Genomic DNA, 19968 nt, shown 5'->3' with positions numbered 1-19968 from the left:
TTTTTTATTTTTTCATATGGGCAATCTTTTCACGAACGTCCTCAATATTTTTAATTTTGTTATCCCAACATTTTTGGCTAAGATCAACTGGATATTCGTGGGGATTAAGTGAGCGTTTGTATTCTTCCCAGAGTAATCCTAAGCTTTCTTTCGTGTAGCCTTGTATTTCTTTTAATTCCGGTAATCGATAGACTAATTCCCCATTTACAAAAATATCATGTTGTAAATCTTTCGCTTCAAAATCAGTTACAGTTTTACTTATATATGTGTGCACGGGATGGAACATTTTTAGCTTTTCTTGAGATTGTGGATCTTCATCCTGCATTGCAATATAGTCACCTTCAGATTTATTCGTATTTGTATTAATAATTCGATAAACCTTTTTTAAACCAGGTGTCGTCACTTTTTGCGCATTTGATGAAATTTTAATGGTATCTTGCATCACTCCATTTTCATCTTCAATGGAAACCATTTTATAAACCGCGCCTAATGCCGGCTGCTCGAAAGCAGTGATTAACTTTGTCCCTACTCCCCACATATCAATTTTGGCTCCTTGGGACTTCATATGGAGGATTGTATACTCATCTAAGTCGCTTGATGCGACAATTTTCGCGTCTGGGAACCCTGCTTGGTCTAACATTTTTCGTGCTGCTTTTGATAAAAACGCCATGTCTCCGCTATCTAATCGAATACCAATAAAATTAATTTTATTCCCTAATTCTTTTGCAACTCGTATAGCTGCTGGGACACCCGATTTCAACGTATCATATGTATCCACTAAGAATACACAATCCCGATGGCTTTCTGCATATTTATGAAAAGCTGTATAATCATCACGATATGCTTGTACCATCGCATGGGCATGGGTACCTGAAACAGGGATTCCAAATCGTTTACCCGCTCGAACATTACTTGTTGAATCAAACCCGCCGATGTAGGCAGCTCTTGTTCCCCACACAGCAGCATCCATTTCATGTGCTCTGCGCGTACCAAATTCCATTAATATTTGGTCACCAACTACATTTTTAATTCTCGCTGCTTTCGTTGCAATCAATGTTTGGTAATTCACAATATTAAGCAAGGCGGTTTCAATTATTTGCGCTTGTGCCAAAGGTGCTTCCACATGAATTAAAGGTTCACTGTCAAAAACGATTTCCCCCTCTTTCATCGACCGAACGGTTCCTGTAAAGCGCATTTCACTTAAATATTGTAAAAATTCCTCATCATAGTTCAATTCTTCACGTAAATATTGAATATCTGTTTCAGAAAAATGAAAATCACGTAAGTATTCAACAATTCGTTCTAACCCCGCATATACTGCATACCCATTGTCGAAAGGAAGCTTCCTGAAAAAAACTTCAAATACCGCTTTTCGTTCATGAATACCGTCATCCCAATATGTTTTTGCCATATTGATTTGATATAAATCCGTATGCAGTGCAAAACCGTCGTCCTTATATAACTTTACCATTTAACCCCACTCCTTATTTACCCTAAAAGAGTACCTTCGCACCCAATGTATTTTTAAAATGTTCTAATGCCCATTGATGGCCTGTATCATTAAAGCTCGCCACAGCGTTCCCATGAACAACTATTTTGTATCCTTTATTATAAGCATCTACAGCCGTATGCAATACACAAATGTCCGTACAAACGCCACATAAATGTAGTTCTTCAATTCCACGCTCTCTTAACTTTATATCCAAATCCGTTCCGGCAAACGCACTATAGCGTGTTTTATCCATATAGTGTACATTTTCGTCATTTTTATGTTGTTCATACAAACCTTGTAAAGCTCCGAATAATTGACGCCCCTCTGTTCCTACTATATTATGCGGTGGAAACAGCTTTGCCTCCGGATGGAGTGTATCTTCTTTTTGATGACAATCGATCGCAAAAACAACATAATCACCGGAAAGTATAAAATCGCTTGTTAACTGGATAATTGTATTTTCAATGTCTTGACCTGGTTTCCCACACGTTAATTTACCATCATCTGCAATAAAATCGTATGTATAATCAATATTAATTAATGCTTTTCTAGTCATCACAAAACACCCCTTATTGGCAATCTCGACACTATTGTACTATAAATTCTTAAAATAAGTGAAAATAAAAACACCCATTTAATTACTATGATCATTTTACACAGCAATTAATGGATGTTTTTTAAAGTCTAAATCGTTTCAGAAACGTATTTAGAAATGATGAATATACCCACCATTAAAAGAAAAAACAGCACATCTTTTCCACTAACCTTCAACTCATGATAGAAAGTTCGATCCCTGCTTCCCGTGAATCCCTTTGATTCCATTGCAATTGCTGTTCGCTCTGCTTTTCGTATCGCACTTGCTAAAAGTGGAATGGTGTATTTTTTTAAAAGCTGTATTCTCCCTTTTATCCCTTTCTCCCAATGAACGCCTCGAATTCGATGGGCATTTCTAATAATCGTAAATTCATCCTTTAATAAAGGTAAAAACTGATAGCCTGCTAAAATTCCGTAGGCAAGCTTAGGGGGAAGTTTACATTGTTGAATCAGACTTAACATAAATTTAGTTGTATCTGTTGTTAATATAAACATTAAAGACAAGGCAGCAAAACAAAGAACACGTAATCCAAGTGCCAGTCCAGTATTCAGTCCGTAATCAGTAATCTCAAAAGGACCTAATTTAGCATAAGTGACGAAACTAGTATTACTTGGTGGATTCGAAAATATTGTTGTTGTCCACACATACCCAAAGGCAATGATAAAAAACGGTACAAATCGTATACACCATTTTTTCATCCCTACTTTACCAAAAAGAAATGTGATTAAGACCGTAAAAGACAAGTAAAGCAACGGAGTTAAAGGGTCAAATACAAAAGCTAAAAGGACAACAGAGACCAAAACGACAATTGCTTTTATACTAGGATTTAGTAACTGAAGCCGCAATTGGTTCACCCCTTATCCCATATGTATTCCAAATTGAATATAATAATGGATTTTCAAGGTTTGCTTTCTCCACAATTTCACTATTTTCTAAAAATAGCTCATGAGGTGTTCCTTGAAACACTACTTCCCCTTCGAAAAGAACGATGACTTGATGAGCAAATTTCGCCACAATTTCCATATCATGAGTCACCATCAACGCCGTCATCCCAATGTTCACTCTCGATTGAATAATTTTCATCATTTCATTCGTCGCTTTCTCATCCTGTCCAAAGGTTGGCTCATCTAAAATAAGGAATTCCCGTTCATCCACTAGCATCGTAGCTACACTTAAGCGCCGCTTTTGCCCTTGACTTAATATGAAGGGATTATGATCCTTTAACCGAAGTAAACGAAAATCTGAAAGAATATTAGCTACCTTAGAATCGATATCTTCTATTTTTTTCATTCTTGGACCAAAGGCTACTTCATCAAATACTGTATCCGCTATAAATTGATGCTCCGGATTTTGAAAAACGTAACCAATTGAATCCAACCTCACCTTTTCATCCAAATCTTTGAACAATTTATTCCCATAGAAAATCTCCCCTTGCTGTTCCTTAAGAAGTCCCGCCAACATCAAAGTTAATGTAGATTTACCCGCACCATTCGGACCTACAATCGCTGTCCATTCACCCTTATTTATTGATAAATGGATATTTTTTAAAATTTGTTTCTCCCCCCGGGAAAAGGAAACGTGTTTCATTTGGATTAACGGCGGTGTTGGGAAATCATTTACTGCCTGTAATGGAAAAGAAGTGTCTACCTCATCTAACTCTTCCATTAATTCATCCACTGTTAATGGATAAAAGTTTTCTCGCACCTGTTGACCGAATAGTGTCACCTTTGGGAGGCATATTCCAAGATCTTTCATATCATCAAAATGATGAACCAATCCTTTTTTCAATGAACCATCGTACATTAGTTGTCCGGATTGTGTAAAAACAAGGGTGCGATCAATAAAAGGAACCCAATAATCAAGTTTATGCTCTATGACGATGAGAGAAAAATTCATTTCTCTTTGCAATCTATCAATCGTTTCAGCAAAATCTTTTGTTGCCACCGGATCGAGCAAAGCAGTAGGTTCATCTAAAATCATCAATTCGGGTTCCATTGCCATCACACATGCAAGTGCCAGCTTTTGCTTCATTCCACCTGATAGGGTAGAAATATGAGCTTGTCTATACTTCTCTAAACCAACTAATGAAAGAGACCATTCTATTTTTCGTATCATTTCTTCTTTAGGTAATTTTATATTTTCTAAGCCGAATGCGATTTCATCCTCTACAGTGAGCATACAAAATTGGGAATCAGGATCTTGAAATACGACGCCAATTCGGCTGCTTAATTGTCCTGGTTTATAAGACTGAATCTCTTTCCCAGCATATTTAATACTCCCAGTCCTGTCCCCTTCAATTGAATTTGGAATCAGCCCGTTTAAACAAAGTGCTAACGAACTTTTGCCGGAGCCACTTGGTCCTAATAATAGAAGTTTTTCACCTTTATTTATGGAAAAGGAGATATTGTTTATAATCGATTGCTCCTCATAAGATAATGAAAGATTCCTAACTTCTAATAAAGGTTCCCGTATCTCCATTTCAATCACGCTACTTTTCTCTTTTTCATCTCTTTGCCTAATGGCATTCCATTAAGCACTCCTGTTTTTGCCAATCCTTCACTTATATACTTACCTAATAATCCCGCAAGGAGCGCACCAGAAACCATTCGTATCGCTAGCATGGATAAAACATACGATGGTGATAGTGTTGCAAATCCAGAGATAAAATACCCCCAAGCAAAACTAAATATCGCTGAACCAACTCCGGCAAGCATTAACACCCATGTTGAATAACGCTTCCAGCCAGTTGCGGCAAACACAACCTCAGCCCCTAAACCTTGGATCATTCCAGAGATTAATAGTCTTGGACCAACTGCATTCCCTATTAAAATTTCCACAAATGCGGCGATCGTTTCCGCCAAAACTGCTGCACCTGGCTTGCGAATAATATTTGCAACAATGATAGAAACGATAAACCATATCCCAAATATCGGTTCATAACCGATCGGTCCGACTAACCCAAAGAAAATATTCCCTACTTGGGTAAATAATAAATATACGATGGCAAAGACAATTCCTAACACTGACATCACAACAATTTCCCGCAGACTCCATTTAGACATCACTTTTTCCCTCCTTATTTCTTTTTCCTCGAAGGACTATTCGCCGAAATATTGACTGTCATTGTTACGTGCTTAACTTTTTCCTGAGTATAATTAAATGCATGCTCGAGTGTTGTAAACACATCATGCGCATCGCCGTCCAATCTGCTGGCATAGTGAATTCCTCCAGTAAATGTGTTTTGTTGTTTGGCGATATCCACAACATCTGCAATGATTTGCATATAGTTTTCATTATTCATCGGATATAATGCAAATTGGGTAGGTGCTTCAAGATGAATATTTTCAACTTTTTCCTTATTCATCCGAATATCGTCCTCGGACATATACACGTCTCCATCTGAATCCCCTGGACATCCTATTGAAAATGTTCCATTTAGTACTACATGTTTTTCAGTATTAGCCGCAATTAAATAGATAGCTTTTGCAACGTCAAACACATGCTCCATTTTCCCACGGATTACTGTACTAATATCATCCGTTTTCACCCATACTTTAGTGGTGTCGACCCGTTGAAGCGTAGATAAAATAATATCTACAAATTCATCCGCCATCGGATAAAGGGAAAAACGAAAACCTACAATTCTACTTGTTCCACATACTTCTGTCATAACCATTCTCCTCTCTTTTTTTGGAGAATAAAAAAACTGCATCTCTTGGAAGATGCAGTAGTATACGAATAGATGCAAATCAATGAATGATTTTACACCAATACTACTACACTTCCCCACGCTAGTATTATCTAGATCGGGTAATAAGGGATCGGAACGCACTTCCACGTTCACATCTCAGCTTTTTCAGCACCCCTAGTGTAGATAGGTCATATGCAGTTTTATTATTCGCCCTTATCATACATGACAAAAAATCATGTGTAAAGTTACTTTAGCATTATTTGTTTATTCTCAGCATACCAAACTATTCTAGGAAAATATCCATAATGCAATTTCATTCAACAAAGTGATAAAATATACAACTTTCTATTTCCATTCTTTCCGGTTTATGATATCTTTATATAGTTATTAATATAATTTTTTATTTATAAATATCCATTAATTTTATTCGAAGTTGATTGGAGCGGAAGGTGCTCGCTTTCCGCGGGCGGTTCGGGAGCCTGTTTAGCTCCGGCGGCTATCGACTAGCGAACTTCCGGTCACCTCCCTACGATAAGTCATCATCGATTCGTCCTTTAGGACTCATCGTGATTCCTTTATCTCAGTCGCTGCCCTCCAGTTCGTACGTCGATAAGCAAGCCGCCTATGCTTTTCGAACTCCTCGGCGCTTATCGCGCCTGCGGGGTCTCCAGTATACCGTTTTTCCCGCAGGAGTCTCGCACCTTCCGCTCCAATCAACAAGACGTCAAAATCAAGATTGAACTTTAAACAAAGCCATTAGTTTAAACATGGTTATTTTAAGGGTATGAATGGATTACGGAGGGTTTATATAGATGGAGAATCAAAATGGAGGATTACAACGTAGTTTAAAAGCACGACATTTGACGATGATTTCATTAGGTGGATCCATTGGTACCGGGCTGTTTCTAGGAAGCGGATCTGCTATTTACCAAGCAGGACCAGGCGGCGCACTGCTTGCCTATATGATAATTGGTGTCATGGTGTATTTTATTATGACGAGCCTTGGTGAACTAGCTTCTTTCATGCCAACAAGTGGGGCATTTAGCACCTATGCTACCCGCTTTATTGATCCAGCACTTGGATTTGCATTAGGGTGGAACTATTGGTACAGCTGGGCGATCACACTTGCGGCAGAACTTTCCGCATCAACATTAGTCATGAAATTTTGGTTCCCAGATAGTCCATCATGGTTATGGAGCGGACTTTTTATCTTGATTATTTTTGGACTGAATATTCTCTCTGTTAAAGGCTATGGCGAGGGTGAGTATTGGTTCTCTTTCATTAAAGTTGCTACCATCATTATTTTCATTATCGTAGGTATTTTAATGATTTTAGGTATTATGAAAGGCGATGCCATTGGCTTTAAAAACTTCTCAATTGGGGACGCTCCCTTTCACGGTGGCCTACTAGCAGTTATTGGTGTGTTTCTTACCGCAGGATTTTCTTTTCAAGGAACAGAAATTGTCGGTGTAGCTGCAGGTGAAAGTGAAAATCCGAGAGAAAATGTGCCTAAAGCAATCAAAAGTGTATTTTGGAGAATTCTTTTATTTTATGTACTTGCAATTCTCGTTATAGGTTTAATTATTCCTTATACAACAAAAACCCTGCAAAGCGAAGACATCATGGTCAGTCCGTTTACGTTAGTGTTCAAAAAGGCCGGACTCGCATTTGCCGCATCATTAATGAATGCAGTCATCTTAACAGCCGTTCTATCAGCTGGAAACTCAAGTCTTTATGCATCTACAAGAATTTTATATGCTTTGGCAAAAGAAGGACAAGCTCCTAGGTTTTTTGGTAAATTAAATAAGCGTGGAGTTCCAGTCGCCGCTCTTATTGCGACAACTTTAGTGGGAATGCTCGCATTTCTAGCATCAGCTTTTGGTGATGGAGCGATTTACATGTGGCTGTTAAACGCTGCAGGGATTACTGGTTTCATTTTTTGGCTCGGTATTGCTGCCAGTCATTATCGGTTTAGGAAGGCTTATATCGCTCAAGGACATGCACTTGAAAAGCTTCCATACCGTGCAAAACTATATCCGTTCGGTCCAATTCTCGCTTTTGTCGTTGGATTAGTTGTCATACTAGCCCAAGACTATCAAGCATTTCTTGGTGATAAAATAAATTGGATGGATCTGATCGCCGCTTATCTCGGTATCCCATTATTTATCGTTATGTGGTTAGGATTTAAATTTATTAAGAAAACAAAAGTGGTTCCTTTGAAGGAATGTAAGATTGATATGGATGAGTTTAAGTGAACTACTGTATAGGCATTTTTGTATAAAAATGCCGTGGTAAACATAACCTTTGTAAAAAACAGGTTATTCAATGTTGGTAATTAGCCTGTCCTAACGCCCTAGACTTTGAGAGGCAAGAAGCCGATCAAGGTCTAGGGCGTTTTGAATAAAGTTTATTGTTGTTATGCATTGCATCGACTATATGATAATTCTTTTATTAGTTGTTCGGCTCTGTTATCTTAACAATCGATATGATAGGATTTCGGTATCGAATAATAAACCATCCATATCAAATATAATAAGCTGGATTTGCTTCATATAGGCTATCTCCTTTTCTATCCATTTTCAATAAATTTTGTCCATAATACTATATCTTCAAGAATTATGTTGTTAAATTATGAACTTCATTTTCCGACTAAATATTTTCGTATCATTTTTTACTTTTTCTATATTGATTCGGTGTTATCCCCACTTGTTTTTTAAAAAGTCTACAATAATAGGAAAGTTGCGAAATTCCACATTGTTCCGCAATTCGTTCTATTGACCAATCAGTATAGATTAAAAAGGCTTTTGATTGTTCAATACGGATGCGATTTAAATACTCAATTGGTCCATATCCAAACACTTGAACCATGCAACGTGCAATAAATTTTAAAACTTCAATTTCATCCTGATTTACGGTTTTCTCATAGTAGTATTTATCGGTTCGTTCAAATCCATTTTGCTTTGCAAGTTCCGTGTGTTTTGCAAGTAAAAAGTACATAAAAGTGCAATAAAAAATACATAAGCTTGCCAGCCTAATTTTAGTAATTATTTTTGTCGTGAAAGTGCGTGTGTAACTCTGTAACTATCTCCTGTAAAACTTAAAATATGTGCGTGATGAATAACTCGATCGACTAATGCTGCCGTTAGCCTGGAATCGACAAAAATACGATTCCATTGGCTAAATTCAAGGTTCGATGTGATGATTAAACTTTTTTGTTCATACCAGTCGGATATTAATTGAAATAATAACTCAGCCCCATCTTTGCTGAACGGGATATATCCCATTTCATCGAGTATTATGAGATCTACTTTTTTGAACTTATTTCGAAATTGCTGTAACTTTCCTTCTTTCCATACTCTTTCTAGTGTATCGACTAAATCAGACACACGATAGAAACGAACTTCGTAGCCATTTTGACAGGCCTTACGCCCTAACCCTGTAGCTAATAAGGTTTTCCCAGTGCCAGGAGAACCAGTTAAAATGACATTCTCATGTTGATTTATAAAATGTAGTTCACATAGCTCTTTCGCATCTATGTGGGGAGGGAAACGAACCTGTTCACTCCATTGAAATGCCTCTAAAGTTTTCTTGCTAAGAAACCGTGCTTTTTTAATTAAACGTTCAGCCTTTGCTTCCTCACGTAGTTGTAGCTCTCTATGTAATAGACTTTCTAGATACTGCTCGGGGTTCTCAAATGGGATAGTATCAACTATGTCTGCTACATAGGCGAGGCGAAGAGTTTTACAAATCCTTTTTAGTTCAGAATTCAAACCTTATCACTCCCTTCGCGAGAAGGGGATTGAAGTTCGTCATACATTGCCCAATTGACATCATAGGGATGAGAATCGGGTTCATACATTTCTTCCGTTTGATCATTCAATAACTCGTAAAATCGATCATTGATTTCTCCCATTTCATGATTAGCTAGTAGGCTAATTAACCATTTCAGTCTTTTTTTTCTTATCGACAAATTACTGATATTAATATATTCATAGATTCGACCTGGTAGATAAGGTGAATAACGTGAATAGGTTACAACCCGCGGCTTATGTAACCAAGATTTAAGAATAGACGACCAAGGAATTTTGCGACTTTTATTCATGTAAGGTCGATATTCTGCATGCAGGATTTCTCCATAAGGTGAAATAACTTTAAATTTGTCCCAATACTTTATAACGTGCAATTGACCATAGTTATATCCCTTGGGGATATGTACTTTAGTTTTATCAATTACTATTTCCCCATACTTATTTGCTTGCATCAGTTCCTCTTTAAATACAGGATAATCTTCATCGGGTAAGGCTAAAAGATATTGATGTTCCTCCTCTAGTAATTTTCGAATGGGGACATGCTTTTCATAATGAACACGCTCACGGTCCTTGGTTAAATGTTCTTCTAGGATTTGAGACAAATGCTCAAGGTTATTTATTACAGGTGATGGTGTTACAAAGTTGTACCGAATATAACCTACTTTATTTTCCACATTTCCTTTCTCATGCCCACTTCTTGGATTACAAACCTGCGGTTCAAAACCGTAGTGACTTGCAAATTGGAGGAATTCGTCTGTGAACGTTGCCTCTTGATTTCTTCCCCTCGGCTGAATAACTGCTGCCTTTAAATTATCAATCCGAACTTTCTTAGGTACTCCACCAAGTTGATTAAACATCGCTTTGAGCCCATGTAAAAAGCATTCTTGATTTTCGCCTGGCAATGGTATACAGTAAGCTGCATTACTATAAGGAAGTGTCATCAGAAGACAATGAACATCAATATACTTCCCATCCTTCACGGCCTCAGTTATTCCAAAATCAACTTGTGCCTCAGCTGGCGGATGATCCAAACGTTCCGAATTCTTATCCCTTTCTTCTATGCGATCTTTACCTTCACGCCAGTCAGCGATGAAATAACAGAGGGTTCGATAGGACCCCGTGAACCCCATTTTTACAAGATCATTAAAAATCTTTTTATTAGTCCTTCTTAATTTTTTCTTTAACTTTTCATCTTCTCCTAGCCAGTCGGAAACTATCTCCCCCCAATTTTCCTCATACATCATTCCACTTTTCTTTTTAACCATTTCTTTGGGGACTTGATCGTCATCTGCATATTTCTTTGCAGTTCTCCAATTAATCCCCAACGTTTTTGAAATTTCATTTATAGATAGTGATTTTCGATTTCGTAATAATTTGATACAATTAACTTCAGACATTGCTAGCATTCCTTTCAACCTCCACTGTATTGCTTCGACACAATTACAGTAGAGAAATATTGGATGGCTGGCAAGTCTTTTTTTGTATAAAAAATAAAGTGCAACGTTATGTACTTTTACTTTTCATAACTCTGCACTTTTATTTTGCCATACACAAGTATTTTAACCGAACGATTAAATTACTATTCTATTAATTTAGTAGGTCTTGAATTTCTTTATAAAAATATTCACAAGCATTATCTTCTGATCCAAATTTTTTTATTTGTGATTTTATACCACGTTCACAATAGTATACTTCCCACTGACCATTTTCTTCGTTTAAGCACAATGCTTCATTAGGTAATCCACCTTTTAAGCTATATAAATCTTGTGGTACATTAGAATTAATTAGTAATTGTAATAATTCATTTTTATTCATAATTTACAATCCTTCTGAGTACTATATGTACAATCAATTTTTAATTTTTTTCTTGCTGTAGTATTTTCCATAACTCATCACTAATTTCTTCAAAGAGTTCATTGGCCTTCACACGTTCATCAAAATCACTTCTCCATATAAAGAAATCAGACAAACCGCCTCTTGGAGGATAAAGTTTTTTATGAATAGATTTAATTTCATTTATTACATTATCGGAATCAATATAGCCATCTTTAATGGTTTTATTCAAAAGTTGAATGATGTATTTAACATTTGATATTTGATAATCAATCTCACCAGTGTTATTTGATTCTAATATTTCTATGAGTTTACAAAATAATCTTTTTAAATTATCAATTTTAAACTGCACTGGCAACATTATAATGCCTCCTTATCTAATACATCTCCACATGATTTTTATTTCCACCTTAAACTTGATTTTTAATATTATTTTTATTAATCTACTTGTTCTTTATGAAAAAAAACATTGTAATCCTGATCAGTAAACTCACAATTAATCCCTTTTTCTTTTTGTAATAGATTGGATTTTTTATCAAGCAGATATAAATAATAGACAAATTTATACATTGAATAGAAGGTTAACCAATTGTCCATAACGGGTGTTTCAAATATTTCTTTATTATTCTCTCCTATAAATTTCACATTACTTTCTTTGTTATTTATTATATTCAAAAAAATACTATGTTCCTTTTTAACACCATCGAAACTAAAATAATTATCATCAATGTTTAATCTATTAAAAGCTTCTTTTAGATTCCCTATTTCACAATCGATTTCTCCAATATTAATATCTTTATTTTTCGATTCAAAAGGAAAAATATATTTATTAAAATAGTGCTTTGAAAGTTCAAATAAGTAATAATATTTGCTTGCACTTGCTTCATAACTAAAGACTTTTAATACTTTTTTATTTCCATCACTATTTTTTTCACAAGCAACAAACATAAATTCCCATAGATGTCCATTAAACTCTAATTTGTAGTAATTTTCATCCTGATTCCTAAATTCCTCAAGTGAATTTTTAGTATTAATAGTAACGATACCATCTTCATTTAATAAATTTGATACTTGCTCTATATTCATAATTTATCATCCTTGTGTATTCTCTCAAATTCTAGGAGTACATCTTTTATGCTTGGCATTTTTTATCTTTTAAGGTACTTTCTTATTGCTTTGTCACCTCGTAACCTTTCAATAAAATCCATTAAAGCCTCACATTCTTCTTTGTAACTTTTCTTCCCTGTTTTTGCTACTCTCTCATCATTAGTATATACTCTCCATTCACGATCTCCTTTTTCTATAACTACCACTCCAACATTAGAAGTCTCATTACAAAAAAGACAATAATTTTCTAATTCTTCATTTTGAATTATTTTCTTAGCATCTTCTATGTTCATACTAAACCTCCTAGCTTAGAATAAAACTTCTATCATGCCCAAATAGAAACCAAAACCACTTTAAACTAAAATAGTATTTTATCTGTTTGTAATCTTTTTATGAAATTGTCTAAAGCATCACTTTCATTGCTAAATTTTGTAATAGATCCCCTAACGATACTAGCTCTTTCATCAGTTACATATACTACCCAATAATCATCATCAACTCTAATGCCTACTTCATTTTCTCTTAATGGATGTTCATCAAACCAATTGTAACGTTTTAACATCTCTTTCCTGATTATTTCCTTTGCTTCCTGTTTTGTCATTTGTTTTTTCTCCTTACTGAAAGGATATCGACCTTTAAATATTCGAAGGTCAAACAAAGTTCTCAAGACCCAAAATCAGATCAATGTCAGATTTTCATAGTAATTCTTGGACTTCTTTAATTAATTCATTTAAGCCTTGCCATTTCCTTTTAAAGATGTAATTTCGCATCTGCTTACTCTCTTTTCATCAGGAGATTTATTAGTCATGTAACTTATCAAGAAATTCCGTAAATGTTGCCGCAACGTAAAATACATTTTCTCTAGCACGTTCTTCAGCCTGGTCTTCTGTTAATCCCTCTTCACGCATCAACATTTCTTTTTCTACTGCATTTTCATGCTCCCAAAAAACTACTATTGGGTTTTCTTTATTATTTTTATAATCGAAGCAAATTAAATTTCCAGCTGGATCGTTTGCAATAGGGAAGACCTTTTGCGGAAGGGTAGGTTTGTATATTTCATACTTTTTAACAATATACTCACTACTTTCCTCATCAAAGCTAAATAAACTACCAAAGCATCGCTCTGCATTGCCTACATTAAATTCCTCAGGAAAAACACTCGCACCTCCATTCTTTTTTACACAATTAATATAATCTTGAGGTAAATTGAAGCCTAATTGTAATCCAACTTCTTTAATCTTATTTTCTGATACTTCTAAATCAGCATATTCCCACTCTAAATCTTTTCTCATCTAATACCCTCTCCCCATAATTTATTTCCACCTAGCTGATTTGCTTCATGGACTTTTGAAATAAGAAACTTGATTTTTTTAACCGCCTTCAAAAACTTCATCATTTATTGCCATTTTCAATTCTCCTCGTACTATTTATTTGCAAATCCCCCAGGTTCAAAGGCGCCTGCGTTTATCTTTTCAACACCACCAAGATGTCCAAATTTGGCGTTTATTTCTGTTGGCACAAGTTGCATAGTTACTCCATCATTTAACTCATGCCATGTTAAATTGTTTTTTACTCGGTATTTTTCTATGTCTTTTGCTCTAATTCCACCAGACTCCATTCCAAATTGATGTGCCAATTCTGGGGAATTATTAAGTTGATCTGCTAATTTTTCATTTGCTTAGCCAAAATTATAACTTCTAGCAGCATTTCCTTTAGAACCTTTTCCTCCAAGCATATAGTTTTAATTGGTCCGGTGGGGGCTTAAGTATGACTTAGATTCACCACTTTATTCCCCCAAATTCAACTTTTGGATTCTCTAATGCGGAATGCAGGTGTCTGATTAAGTCTAGCTTTAAAGAATTAGTGTATTTGATAAATTAAAATTGAGCCACATTTCAATGGTTCGATCACAAAAAAAATAAGCCACTTGATTTCCAATTAACAAATCCTCTCTTAAGATTGAAAGTGACCAAACTTTTAATATAGAGAGAGGAAAAAAGGATGATCAACATGGCTCAATTTTATAATATCAAATTCTTACATGAGGTAGAAGGGCTGTCACAGCGACAGATTGCCCAAAAATTGGGGATTTCGAGAAATACCGTTAGTAAATATCTTAAACAGAATGAAGCTCCCACAACTATAAATCGGCAAAATAGCTATATCGGAAGAGAATACTCTGATGAAACAAGGAGAGTCTTGCCAATAATAGATCAGTGGCTTGAAGATGATCTCAAACGTTGGGGAAAACAAAAACATACTGCAGCTCGAATATTTCGTAGATTGCAAGATGAATATAATTTTAAAGGCTCCGAATCAAATATCCGTAAGGTTGTTGCCAAACGCAGGAAAAAACTACAGGATGTCTTTATCCCTCTTGATTTTCAACTCGGCCACCAATTCCAATTCGACTGGGGAGAGGCGGATATTATTCTACAGGGTCGAACACAACGAATTTACCTCTTTTGTATGCAGCTTTCGGCAAGTCGAGTACGATTTGCACGCGCATACCTTCATGAGAAACAAGAGGCTTTCTTAGATGGCTTTGTCCATGCGTTTGAGTTCTTTGGTGGTGTACCAACAGAAGGGCTTTTTGATAACTTAAAAACAGCTGTAGTAAAAATACTCCAAGGTAGAGATCGCTTGGAACAGGAGGCATTCCTAGCTTTACAAGCTCACTACTTGTTCAAGGCAGAATTTTGTAATGTCCGGTCTGGAAATGAAAAAGGCCGCATAGAAGGAACAGTTGGGTATGTAAGAAGAAATGCCCTTGTCCCGTTACCCGAAGTCCAATCATTGGATGAATTAAATGACCACCTTTTGAAATGGTGCTTAAAGGATGCCGAACAGAAAACGGTCCCCCACACCAATGAAAAAGTGGCGCAAATGTGGGAAAAGGAAAAAGAATATCTGCACCCACTTCCGGAAAAGAAATTTGAAGCTTGCAGGCTGGTTTCCTGCCAGGTTAACAAGACATCTTTAATTACTGTAGAGACAAATCAGTATTCTATCCCTTGTAGCTATGTTGGCCAAGGTGTATGGGTCAAAATTTTTGTCGATCGTGTGAGCGTTGTGGCTCAAAATCAAGTGATCGCAGAACATCCTCGTTCTTATGAACGAAACCAAATGATCACAAACCTGGATCATTACCTTGAGGCATTATTGAAAAAGCCTCGAGCAATTCGGGATGCCCATGCATTCCAATCGTCTGATATTCCGGATGTGTTCAGGCGTTTTCATCGAAAGATGAGAGAACATGAAGGAGCCTCGGGTGATCGCAAATTTATCCGACTTCTCCTCCTTCATCGGGAGATAGGAATGGAAAAGTTGACTCAAGCCTTACTTGAAGCTGAACAAGCACAGATCTATCGGTACGAAGTCGTACATGAAATCATTCAAAGGCTCTCAAATAACTGCTTAAAAATCCAGGATCTATCTAAGGAGAAAACGCCGGTAAATCTACTGGACTATAAGATTCAAAAGGCAAATATTGCCCAGTATGGACAATTAACGGGAGGTCAGATGAAATGACAACAGAGATACTTTTAGATCATTTAACAAAACAACTAAGAATGCCTACCATCGCCAAGCAATATCGTTCTCTTGCAAGAGAAGCAGAAGAAAGAAATCTGCAATACGAAGAATATTTACTGGCATTACTTGAAATAGAAGTCCAGGCACGAGAGGAAAATCAAAGGCAAAGAAGGCTGAAACAAGCTGCATTTCCAGTCCATAAAACATTAGATACCTATGACTTTTCTTTAATGCCAAGTTTAAATCGAAACCGATTTCTTACTCTTGCAAAAGGTGAAATTGTCGAGAAAAAAGAGAATATAATTTTTTTAGGAAACAGTGGAACAGGAAAAACCCATTTGGCCACGGGCCTTGGAATCGCTATGATCCAAAATGGTTACAAAACAAAATTCATTACAGCTGCCGAGTTGGTAGAAGAGCTACTCATAGCTAAGGAAGAGCATAAACTTGGGGCGTTTGAGAAGAAGTGGCTCAAAAACGATGTGATCATCGTGGATGAGCTCGGTTACATCCCCTTCTCTAAAACGGGAGCAGAGCTATTATTTCAGTTCTTTTCAAGCTGTTATGAACGTGCAAGTGTTATCATTACGACGAATCTTGAATTTACAGAATGGACGAACATTTTTGGAGATGAAAAAATGACCGCAGCTTTACTTGACCGGCTTACTCACCGCTCACACATTCTTTTGCTTAATGGAGAATCATATCGATTCCGCCAAAGTTTAAAGCAAAAAGAAAATGAAGAGTAGGAGTAACGTGCGAGGTGTTTAGGTTTCTTGCCCCTCTCCCGGGGCAAGAAACCTAAACACCCATCTTCTCCCATATATAGGAGTGCTTATTCCAAGAGTGGCTCACTTTTGAAGTGATCGCTTTGGCTCAATTTATTATTGACAAAAACAACCTAGCAAAGTCAGTTTGTCTAAAAACATCATTTATCTATCAATAACAGATTTTCTCAACATTATAGTTTTTTAATAAATTTTAAAACTTCAATTTCATCCTGATTTACGGTTTTCTCATAGTAGTATTTATCGGTTCGTTCAAATCCATTTTGCTTTGCAAGTTCCGCATTATTTGTTCCAAGTCTGAATTGTGATCCATCTCTTTAAAACTCAAATTAAATATATTCCCTTTGTACTTTGCTTTGTAATCAACTTCATAAATTTCATCAATCTCTGCTTTCTTAATTTCCTTGATATATATCCTGGGTAAGTTAATGCTATCTTTATGGTTGCTAGGATAAACTTTTTCTTTAAACCCATTGTTCAAATCTGCTTGATCTTCACTGACTAATCTTATACAATCCCCATCAATATTACTAACCCTATAGATTTTATTTGTATATTTTGCAAAAGTTCCCTTTTCCATAAACTTCCCCCTTATTATTTTGGTATAACCCACTCATTTCTAATGTTTGGGCGTTTGTTGGGATTACAATTTGTTCAATAAAAGTATAAGAAAGACTTAGCAACTATATATTGCTAAGTCTTTCTTATACTTCACAACCATTTCAGTATCGTTTTTAAAAAACAAAAATAATTTGAATCAAATAATGAGATGTAATTATTTTACCTTAAGACTATTAGTACTTCTATTACTTGCATTTCTTTATTTTTAAATTTTTTCTTGCTTCATGTGTTGCAATATCAGCATATCTGGTCGGAGCTGGCAAGCGGCTATTTTTTTCTACAAAATGCATTGTTAATGCAGTTGCTGTGTCCAAATCAATCCAATTCCCACAAGAAACAAATATAGGCTTGACATCTTTTCTTGACCGAAGCACACGTCCGTAAACCTCATTGTCTATAACAATATCGTTATATGCACCCACTTGATTATCTGGCATGATAAAGTCCACATCTTTAATTTTTAAATAATTCTTTGCCACTCCGATTGTTGGTTTTTCCAAATAAAACGAAGCATGAGTTGCAATCCCCATATGTCGATAATGTAGGTAACCATTTCCATCAAACATATAAATATCTGGACTACTTTTCAACCTTTTTACCGTCTCCAAAATTAATGGTAGTTCGCGAAAAGCCAAAAATCCTGGTATATATGGAGTTTCAATTTCCCCCGTATATTTTACTTGTTCAACAACTTTTTTTGTTAAAAAATCAAATGCAACGATACAACAAACTCCATGATCAATATCATTTTCAGACCAATAAGCAATATCCACTCCTGCGATTAAATGAATCATTTCATATGAAAAAGTATTCTGTAAAGAAACTTGAGGTAAAAGCTGTTTCTGGATCGATATATATTTTTCTTCAAAATCTTTATTCATCTATTTTCTATCCCTATCCAAACTTTTTTGCATAAATTAAATCAGATTCAGTAGGTTCTATCTTTTCATCAATTAAAACCCCTTGTTCATCAAACCTTTTATAAGTCATTGCCCTTCCAGCAATTCGGTTCGTTATGGATTTTAATTGGCCATTTTCGTAATACTCAATTTGTTCACCCTCAGATGCGCTTTTATCCATGTTTCCAACTCTTTTGATATTACCATTTGGATAGAATTCAACATATGCTCCTTGTTTTACACCATTTTCAACAAAAAAATAACTTTCTAAATTTCCATTATCATATAAATCATAAGCTAGCCCAGTAAATAGATTTTCATTATCGTTTTGGTCATATTCTACGATGCCTTGTTCGTATGGTCCCCCAAAGTCTAAGTTTGTTTCAAATTCTACTCCATGTTGGATGATATATTCTTTTGTTAAAATATCATTTGGCATTCCTTGGAACCTCCGAAATAAATTCAAACCCATCTGTAATATGTTTTCCTGTAACTATTATAAGCATCTACAATAAACTCATCATTACCTTTATCATATGACAATAGTGTACCAAATACTTTCTCTTTATTTCCTACATGAAATAGTTCAGGTTCTACATTTCCACCATTATTTATAGCAACACAACTTATATTTCTTTTGGAAATTTAAAACCTAAAACAATTACCAATTTTTTACACAACCTTCACTAACCGGTTCATCAGCAAATTACCATTCTATTATACTCATCTAATACCCTCTCTCCATAATTTATTTCCAGACTGACCTTTGTTAGCATATTATAACTTTTCCTGCTAAAAGGTATTTCTTTTAATTATCTTATTTTCAAACCGCTTTACTTGTATTAAAACATTGCCAATAATGGTACAACTTCATGAGTTACGAATTTTAAGTAAACAATTCGTGTAGTGTTATAGTTAAAATTCCCTATAAAAACAAAACACCTAACGCCTAAAAGGCAATCAAGTGCTCTAAATTCAACTTTTTAAGCTTTCATAATAAGAAACTTATAAACCTATGAATATTTTTTTCCTTTTCAGAACATGGTTTATAGCTTCATTTTGGTACAACCTTTATGAATTGTTAGATCAAATTAAAATATCTCTTTAACTGTAACTATTTTAGAGGTTATTATTTTTTATCTCCTCAAACCACTCGTCAGCAAAATCATCAGCCGTTTTTATATCATCATTTGTATGTACTAATTCATACTTGTATTCAGCTTTAAATCCGCCACTCTTAACATCATATATTAATTTCAACTCAGTCGGCATGTCTCTTTTATATTCTTTACATAATTCTTCAATTTTTTCGATATCATCATTTATAATACTTAATACCTTAAATTGTCTTTCTGTAGACACATCGTATCTTTCTTCCCCATTCTCCAATGCATCATTTACCTTATGGCACTCAACATACTTATTGTTAATTAAATAAAAGAAACTGCTCGATATCATATCTTCCTCACATGAAGCATAAACATATACTTTATCAGCTCTATCTTCAACATATTCCATACATATGGATATCATATCTGCTTGTAATTCACTAAATCTATCTTCAAATTCTTTCATACTAAATTTCACTCCTTTTAAAGG

The 19968-nt window shown here is 35.4% G+C and carries 23 protein-coding genes and 1 riboswitch; of the genes, 3 read left to right on the top strand and 20 right to left on the bottom strand.

Translation table 11 applies throughout. The annotated features are described in order from the left end of the window. Positions 1-4: 4 nt before the first annotated feature. From MKY81_RS06630 to MKY81_RS06605, 6 genes are all read right to left on the bottom strand, one after another. Positions 5-1471, bottom strand: coding sequence for a nicotinate phosphoribosyltransferase (locus MKY81_RS06630; protein ID WP_108072262.1), 1467 nt, complete (start codon positions 1469-1471; stop codon positions 5-7). A gap of 22 nt (positions 1472-1493) precedes the next feature. Continuing rightward, complete coding sequence (locus MKY81_RS06625) at positions 1494-2048, bottom strand: cysteine hydrolase family protein (protein ID WP_341117200.1); 555 nt, start codon at positions 2046-2048, stop codon at positions 1494-1496. A 128-nt stretch (positions 2049-2176) separates the two neighbouring features. Continuing rightward, complete coding sequence (locus MKY81_RS06620; RefSeq protein WP_341117199.1) at positions 2177-2932, bottom strand: energy-coupling factor transporter transmembrane component T family protein; 756 nt, start codon at positions 2930-2932, stop codon at positions 2177-2179. After that, positions 2907-4565: an ABC transporter ATP-binding protein gene (locus MKY81_RS06615; RefSeq protein ID WP_341118743.1), complete on the bottom strand. Its 1659-nt coding sequence runs from the start codon at positions 4563-4565 to the stop codon at positions 2907-2909. The genes MKY81_RS06620 and MKY81_RS06615 overlap by 26 nt, the downstream gene beginning before the upstream one ends. Before the next feature lie 5 nt (positions 4566-4570). Next, a complete protein-coding gene (locus tag MKY81_RS06610) occupies positions 4571-5149 on the bottom strand; it encodes an ECF transporter S component (RefSeq protein WP_066235697.1) in 579 nt (192 codons plus the stop codon). A 14-nt stretch (positions 5150-5163) separates the two neighbouring features. Then, complete coding sequence (locus MKY81_RS06605) at positions 5164-5757, bottom strand: YkoF family thiamine/hydroxymethylpyrimidine-binding protein (protein WP_341117197.1); 594 nt, start codon at positions 5755-5757, stop codon at positions 5164-5166. 96 nt (positions 5758-5853) lie between these two features. Next, positions 5854-5964, bottom strand: a riboswitch (TPP riboswitch). A 626-nt stretch (positions 5965-6590) separates the two neighbouring features. On the opposite strand from MKY81_RS06605, the gene MKY81_RS06600 reads away from it, so the two are divergent. Then, positions 6591-8033 carry an amino acid permease gene (locus MKY81_RS06600; RefSeq protein ID WP_108072258.1) on the top strand — a complete coding sequence of 481 codons (1443 nt, stop codon included), beginning with the start codon at positions 6591-6593 and terminating at the stop codon, positions 8031-8033. A 409-nt stretch (positions 8034-8442) separates the two neighbouring features. Here the strand turns inward: MKY81_RS06600 and MKY81_RS06595 are convergent, their stop codons facing one another. The 10 genes from MKY81_RS06595 to MKY81_RS06550 form a co-directional block, all read right to left on the bottom strand. Further along, positions 8443-8775, bottom strand: a complete 333-nt coding sequence (locus MKY81_RS06595) for a helix-turn-helix domain-containing protein (protein ID WP_066235703.1) — start codon at positions 8773-8775, stop codon at positions 8443-8445. Between the two features lie 47 nt (positions 8776-8822). Beyond that, positions 8823-9548 carry an IS21-like element helper ATPase IstB gene (gene istB / locus MKY81_RS06590; RefSeq protein WP_107958189.1) on the bottom strand — a complete coding sequence of 242 codons (726 nt, stop codon included), beginning with the start codon at positions 9546-9548 and terminating at the stop codon, positions 8823-8825. Then, on the bottom strand, positions 9545-10993 hold the full coding sequence (istA, locus tag MKY81_RS06585) for an IS21 family transposase (RefSeq protein ID WP_108073412.1): 1449 nt from the start codon (positions 10991-10993) through the stop codon (positions 9545-9547). The genes istB (MKY81_RS06590) and istA (MKY81_RS06585) overlap by 4 nt, the downstream gene beginning before the upstream one ends. Positions 10994-11174: 181 nt before the next feature. After that, on the bottom strand, positions 11175-11402 hold the full coding sequence (locus MKY81_RS06580; protein ID WP_341117188.1) for a hypothetical protein: 228 nt from the start codon (positions 11400-11402) through the stop codon (positions 11175-11177). A gap of 40 nt (positions 11403-11442) precedes the next feature. Continuing rightward, positions 11443-11781 (bottom strand): hypothetical protein, encoded by a 339-nt coding sequence (locus MKY81_RS06575; RefSeq protein ID WP_341117186.1) that lies wholly within the window; start codon positions 11779-11781, stop codon positions 11443-11445. A gap of 77 nt (positions 11782-11858) precedes the next feature. Then, positions 11859-12506 (bottom strand): hypothetical protein, encoded by a 648-nt coding sequence (locus tag MKY81_RS06570; protein WP_341117184.1) that lies wholly within the window; start codon positions 12504-12506, stop codon positions 11859-11861. A 62-nt stretch (positions 12507-12568) separates the two neighbouring features. Continuing rightward, positions 12569-12820, bottom strand: coding sequence for a hypothetical protein (locus MKY81_RS06565; protein ID WP_341117182.1), 252 nt, complete (start codon positions 12818-12820; stop codon positions 12569-12571). A 65-nt stretch (positions 12821-12885) separates the two neighbouring features. Then, on the bottom strand, positions 12886-13128 hold the full coding sequence (locus MKY81_RS06560) for an Imm59 family immunity protein (protein WP_341117179.1): 243 nt from the start codon (positions 13126-13128) through the stop codon (positions 12886-12888). 199 nt (positions 13129-13327) lie between these two features. Further along, positions 13328-13819, bottom strand: a complete 492-nt coding sequence (locus MKY81_RS06555; RefSeq protein ID WP_341117177.1) for an SMI1/KNR4 family protein — start codon at positions 13817-13819, stop codon at positions 13328-13330. A gap of 131 nt (positions 13820-13950) precedes the next feature. Beyond that, positions 13951-14163, bottom strand: a complete 213-nt coding sequence (locus MKY81_RS06550; protein ID WP_235598408.1) for an HNH endonuclease — start codon at positions 14161-14163, stop codon at positions 13951-13953. 374 nt (positions 14164-14537) lie between these two features. Between MKY81_RS06550 and istA (MKY81_RS06545) the strand changes: the two genes are divergently transcribed. Next, positions 14538-16058, top strand: coding sequence for an IS21 family transposase (gene istA / locus MKY81_RS06545; protein WP_235993179.1), 1521 nt, complete (start codon positions 14538-14540; stop codon positions 16056-16058). Next, the gene (istB, locus tag MKY81_RS06540) at positions 16055-16810 is read left to right on the top strand and encodes an IS21-like element helper ATPase IstB (protein WP_341117174.1); all 756 of its coding nucleotides are present in this window, start codon (positions 16055-16057) and stop codon (positions 16808-16810) included. The genes istA (MKY81_RS06545) and istB (MKY81_RS06540) overlap by 4 nt, the downstream gene beginning before the upstream one ends. Positions 16811-17066: 256 nt before the next feature. Here the strand turns inward: istB (MKY81_RS06540) and MKY81_RS06535 are convergent, their stop codons facing one another. The 4 genes from MKY81_RS06535 to MKY81_RS06520 form a co-directional block, all read right to left on the bottom strand. Next, positions 17067-17429 carry a hypothetical protein gene (locus tag MKY81_RS06535; protein WP_107958739.1) on the bottom strand — a complete coding sequence of 121 codons (363 nt, stop codon included), beginning with the start codon at positions 17427-17429 and terminating at the stop codon, positions 17067-17069. A 226-nt stretch (positions 17430-17655) separates the two neighbouring features. Continuing rightward, a complete protein-coding gene (locus MKY81_RS06530; protein WP_107958488.1) occupies positions 17656-18351 on the bottom strand; it encodes an endonuclease V in 696 nt (231 codons plus the stop codon). 13 nt (positions 18352-18364) lie between these two features. Beyond that, positions 18365-18808, bottom strand: a complete 444-nt coding sequence (locus tag MKY81_RS06525) for a toxin-antitoxin system YwqK family antitoxin (protein WP_107958490.1) — start codon at positions 18806-18808, stop codon at positions 18365-18367. A 680-nt stretch (positions 18809-19488) separates the two neighbouring features. Next, positions 19489-19944, bottom strand: coding sequence for an immunity protein YezG family protein (locus MKY81_RS06520; RefSeq protein ID WP_107958492.1), 456 nt, complete (start codon positions 19942-19944; stop codon positions 19489-19491). Between the last annotated feature and the right edge of the window lie 24 nt (positions 19945-19968).

Source organism: Heyndrickxia sp. FSL W8-0423 (assembly GCF_038009395.1).
GTDB lineage: Bacteria > Bacillota > Bacilli > Bacillales > Bacillaceae_C > Heyndrickxia > Heyndrickxia sporothermodurans.
Note: the sequence above shows the minus strand (reverse complement) of the source record. Positions and strands in the feature narration are given on the sequence as shown.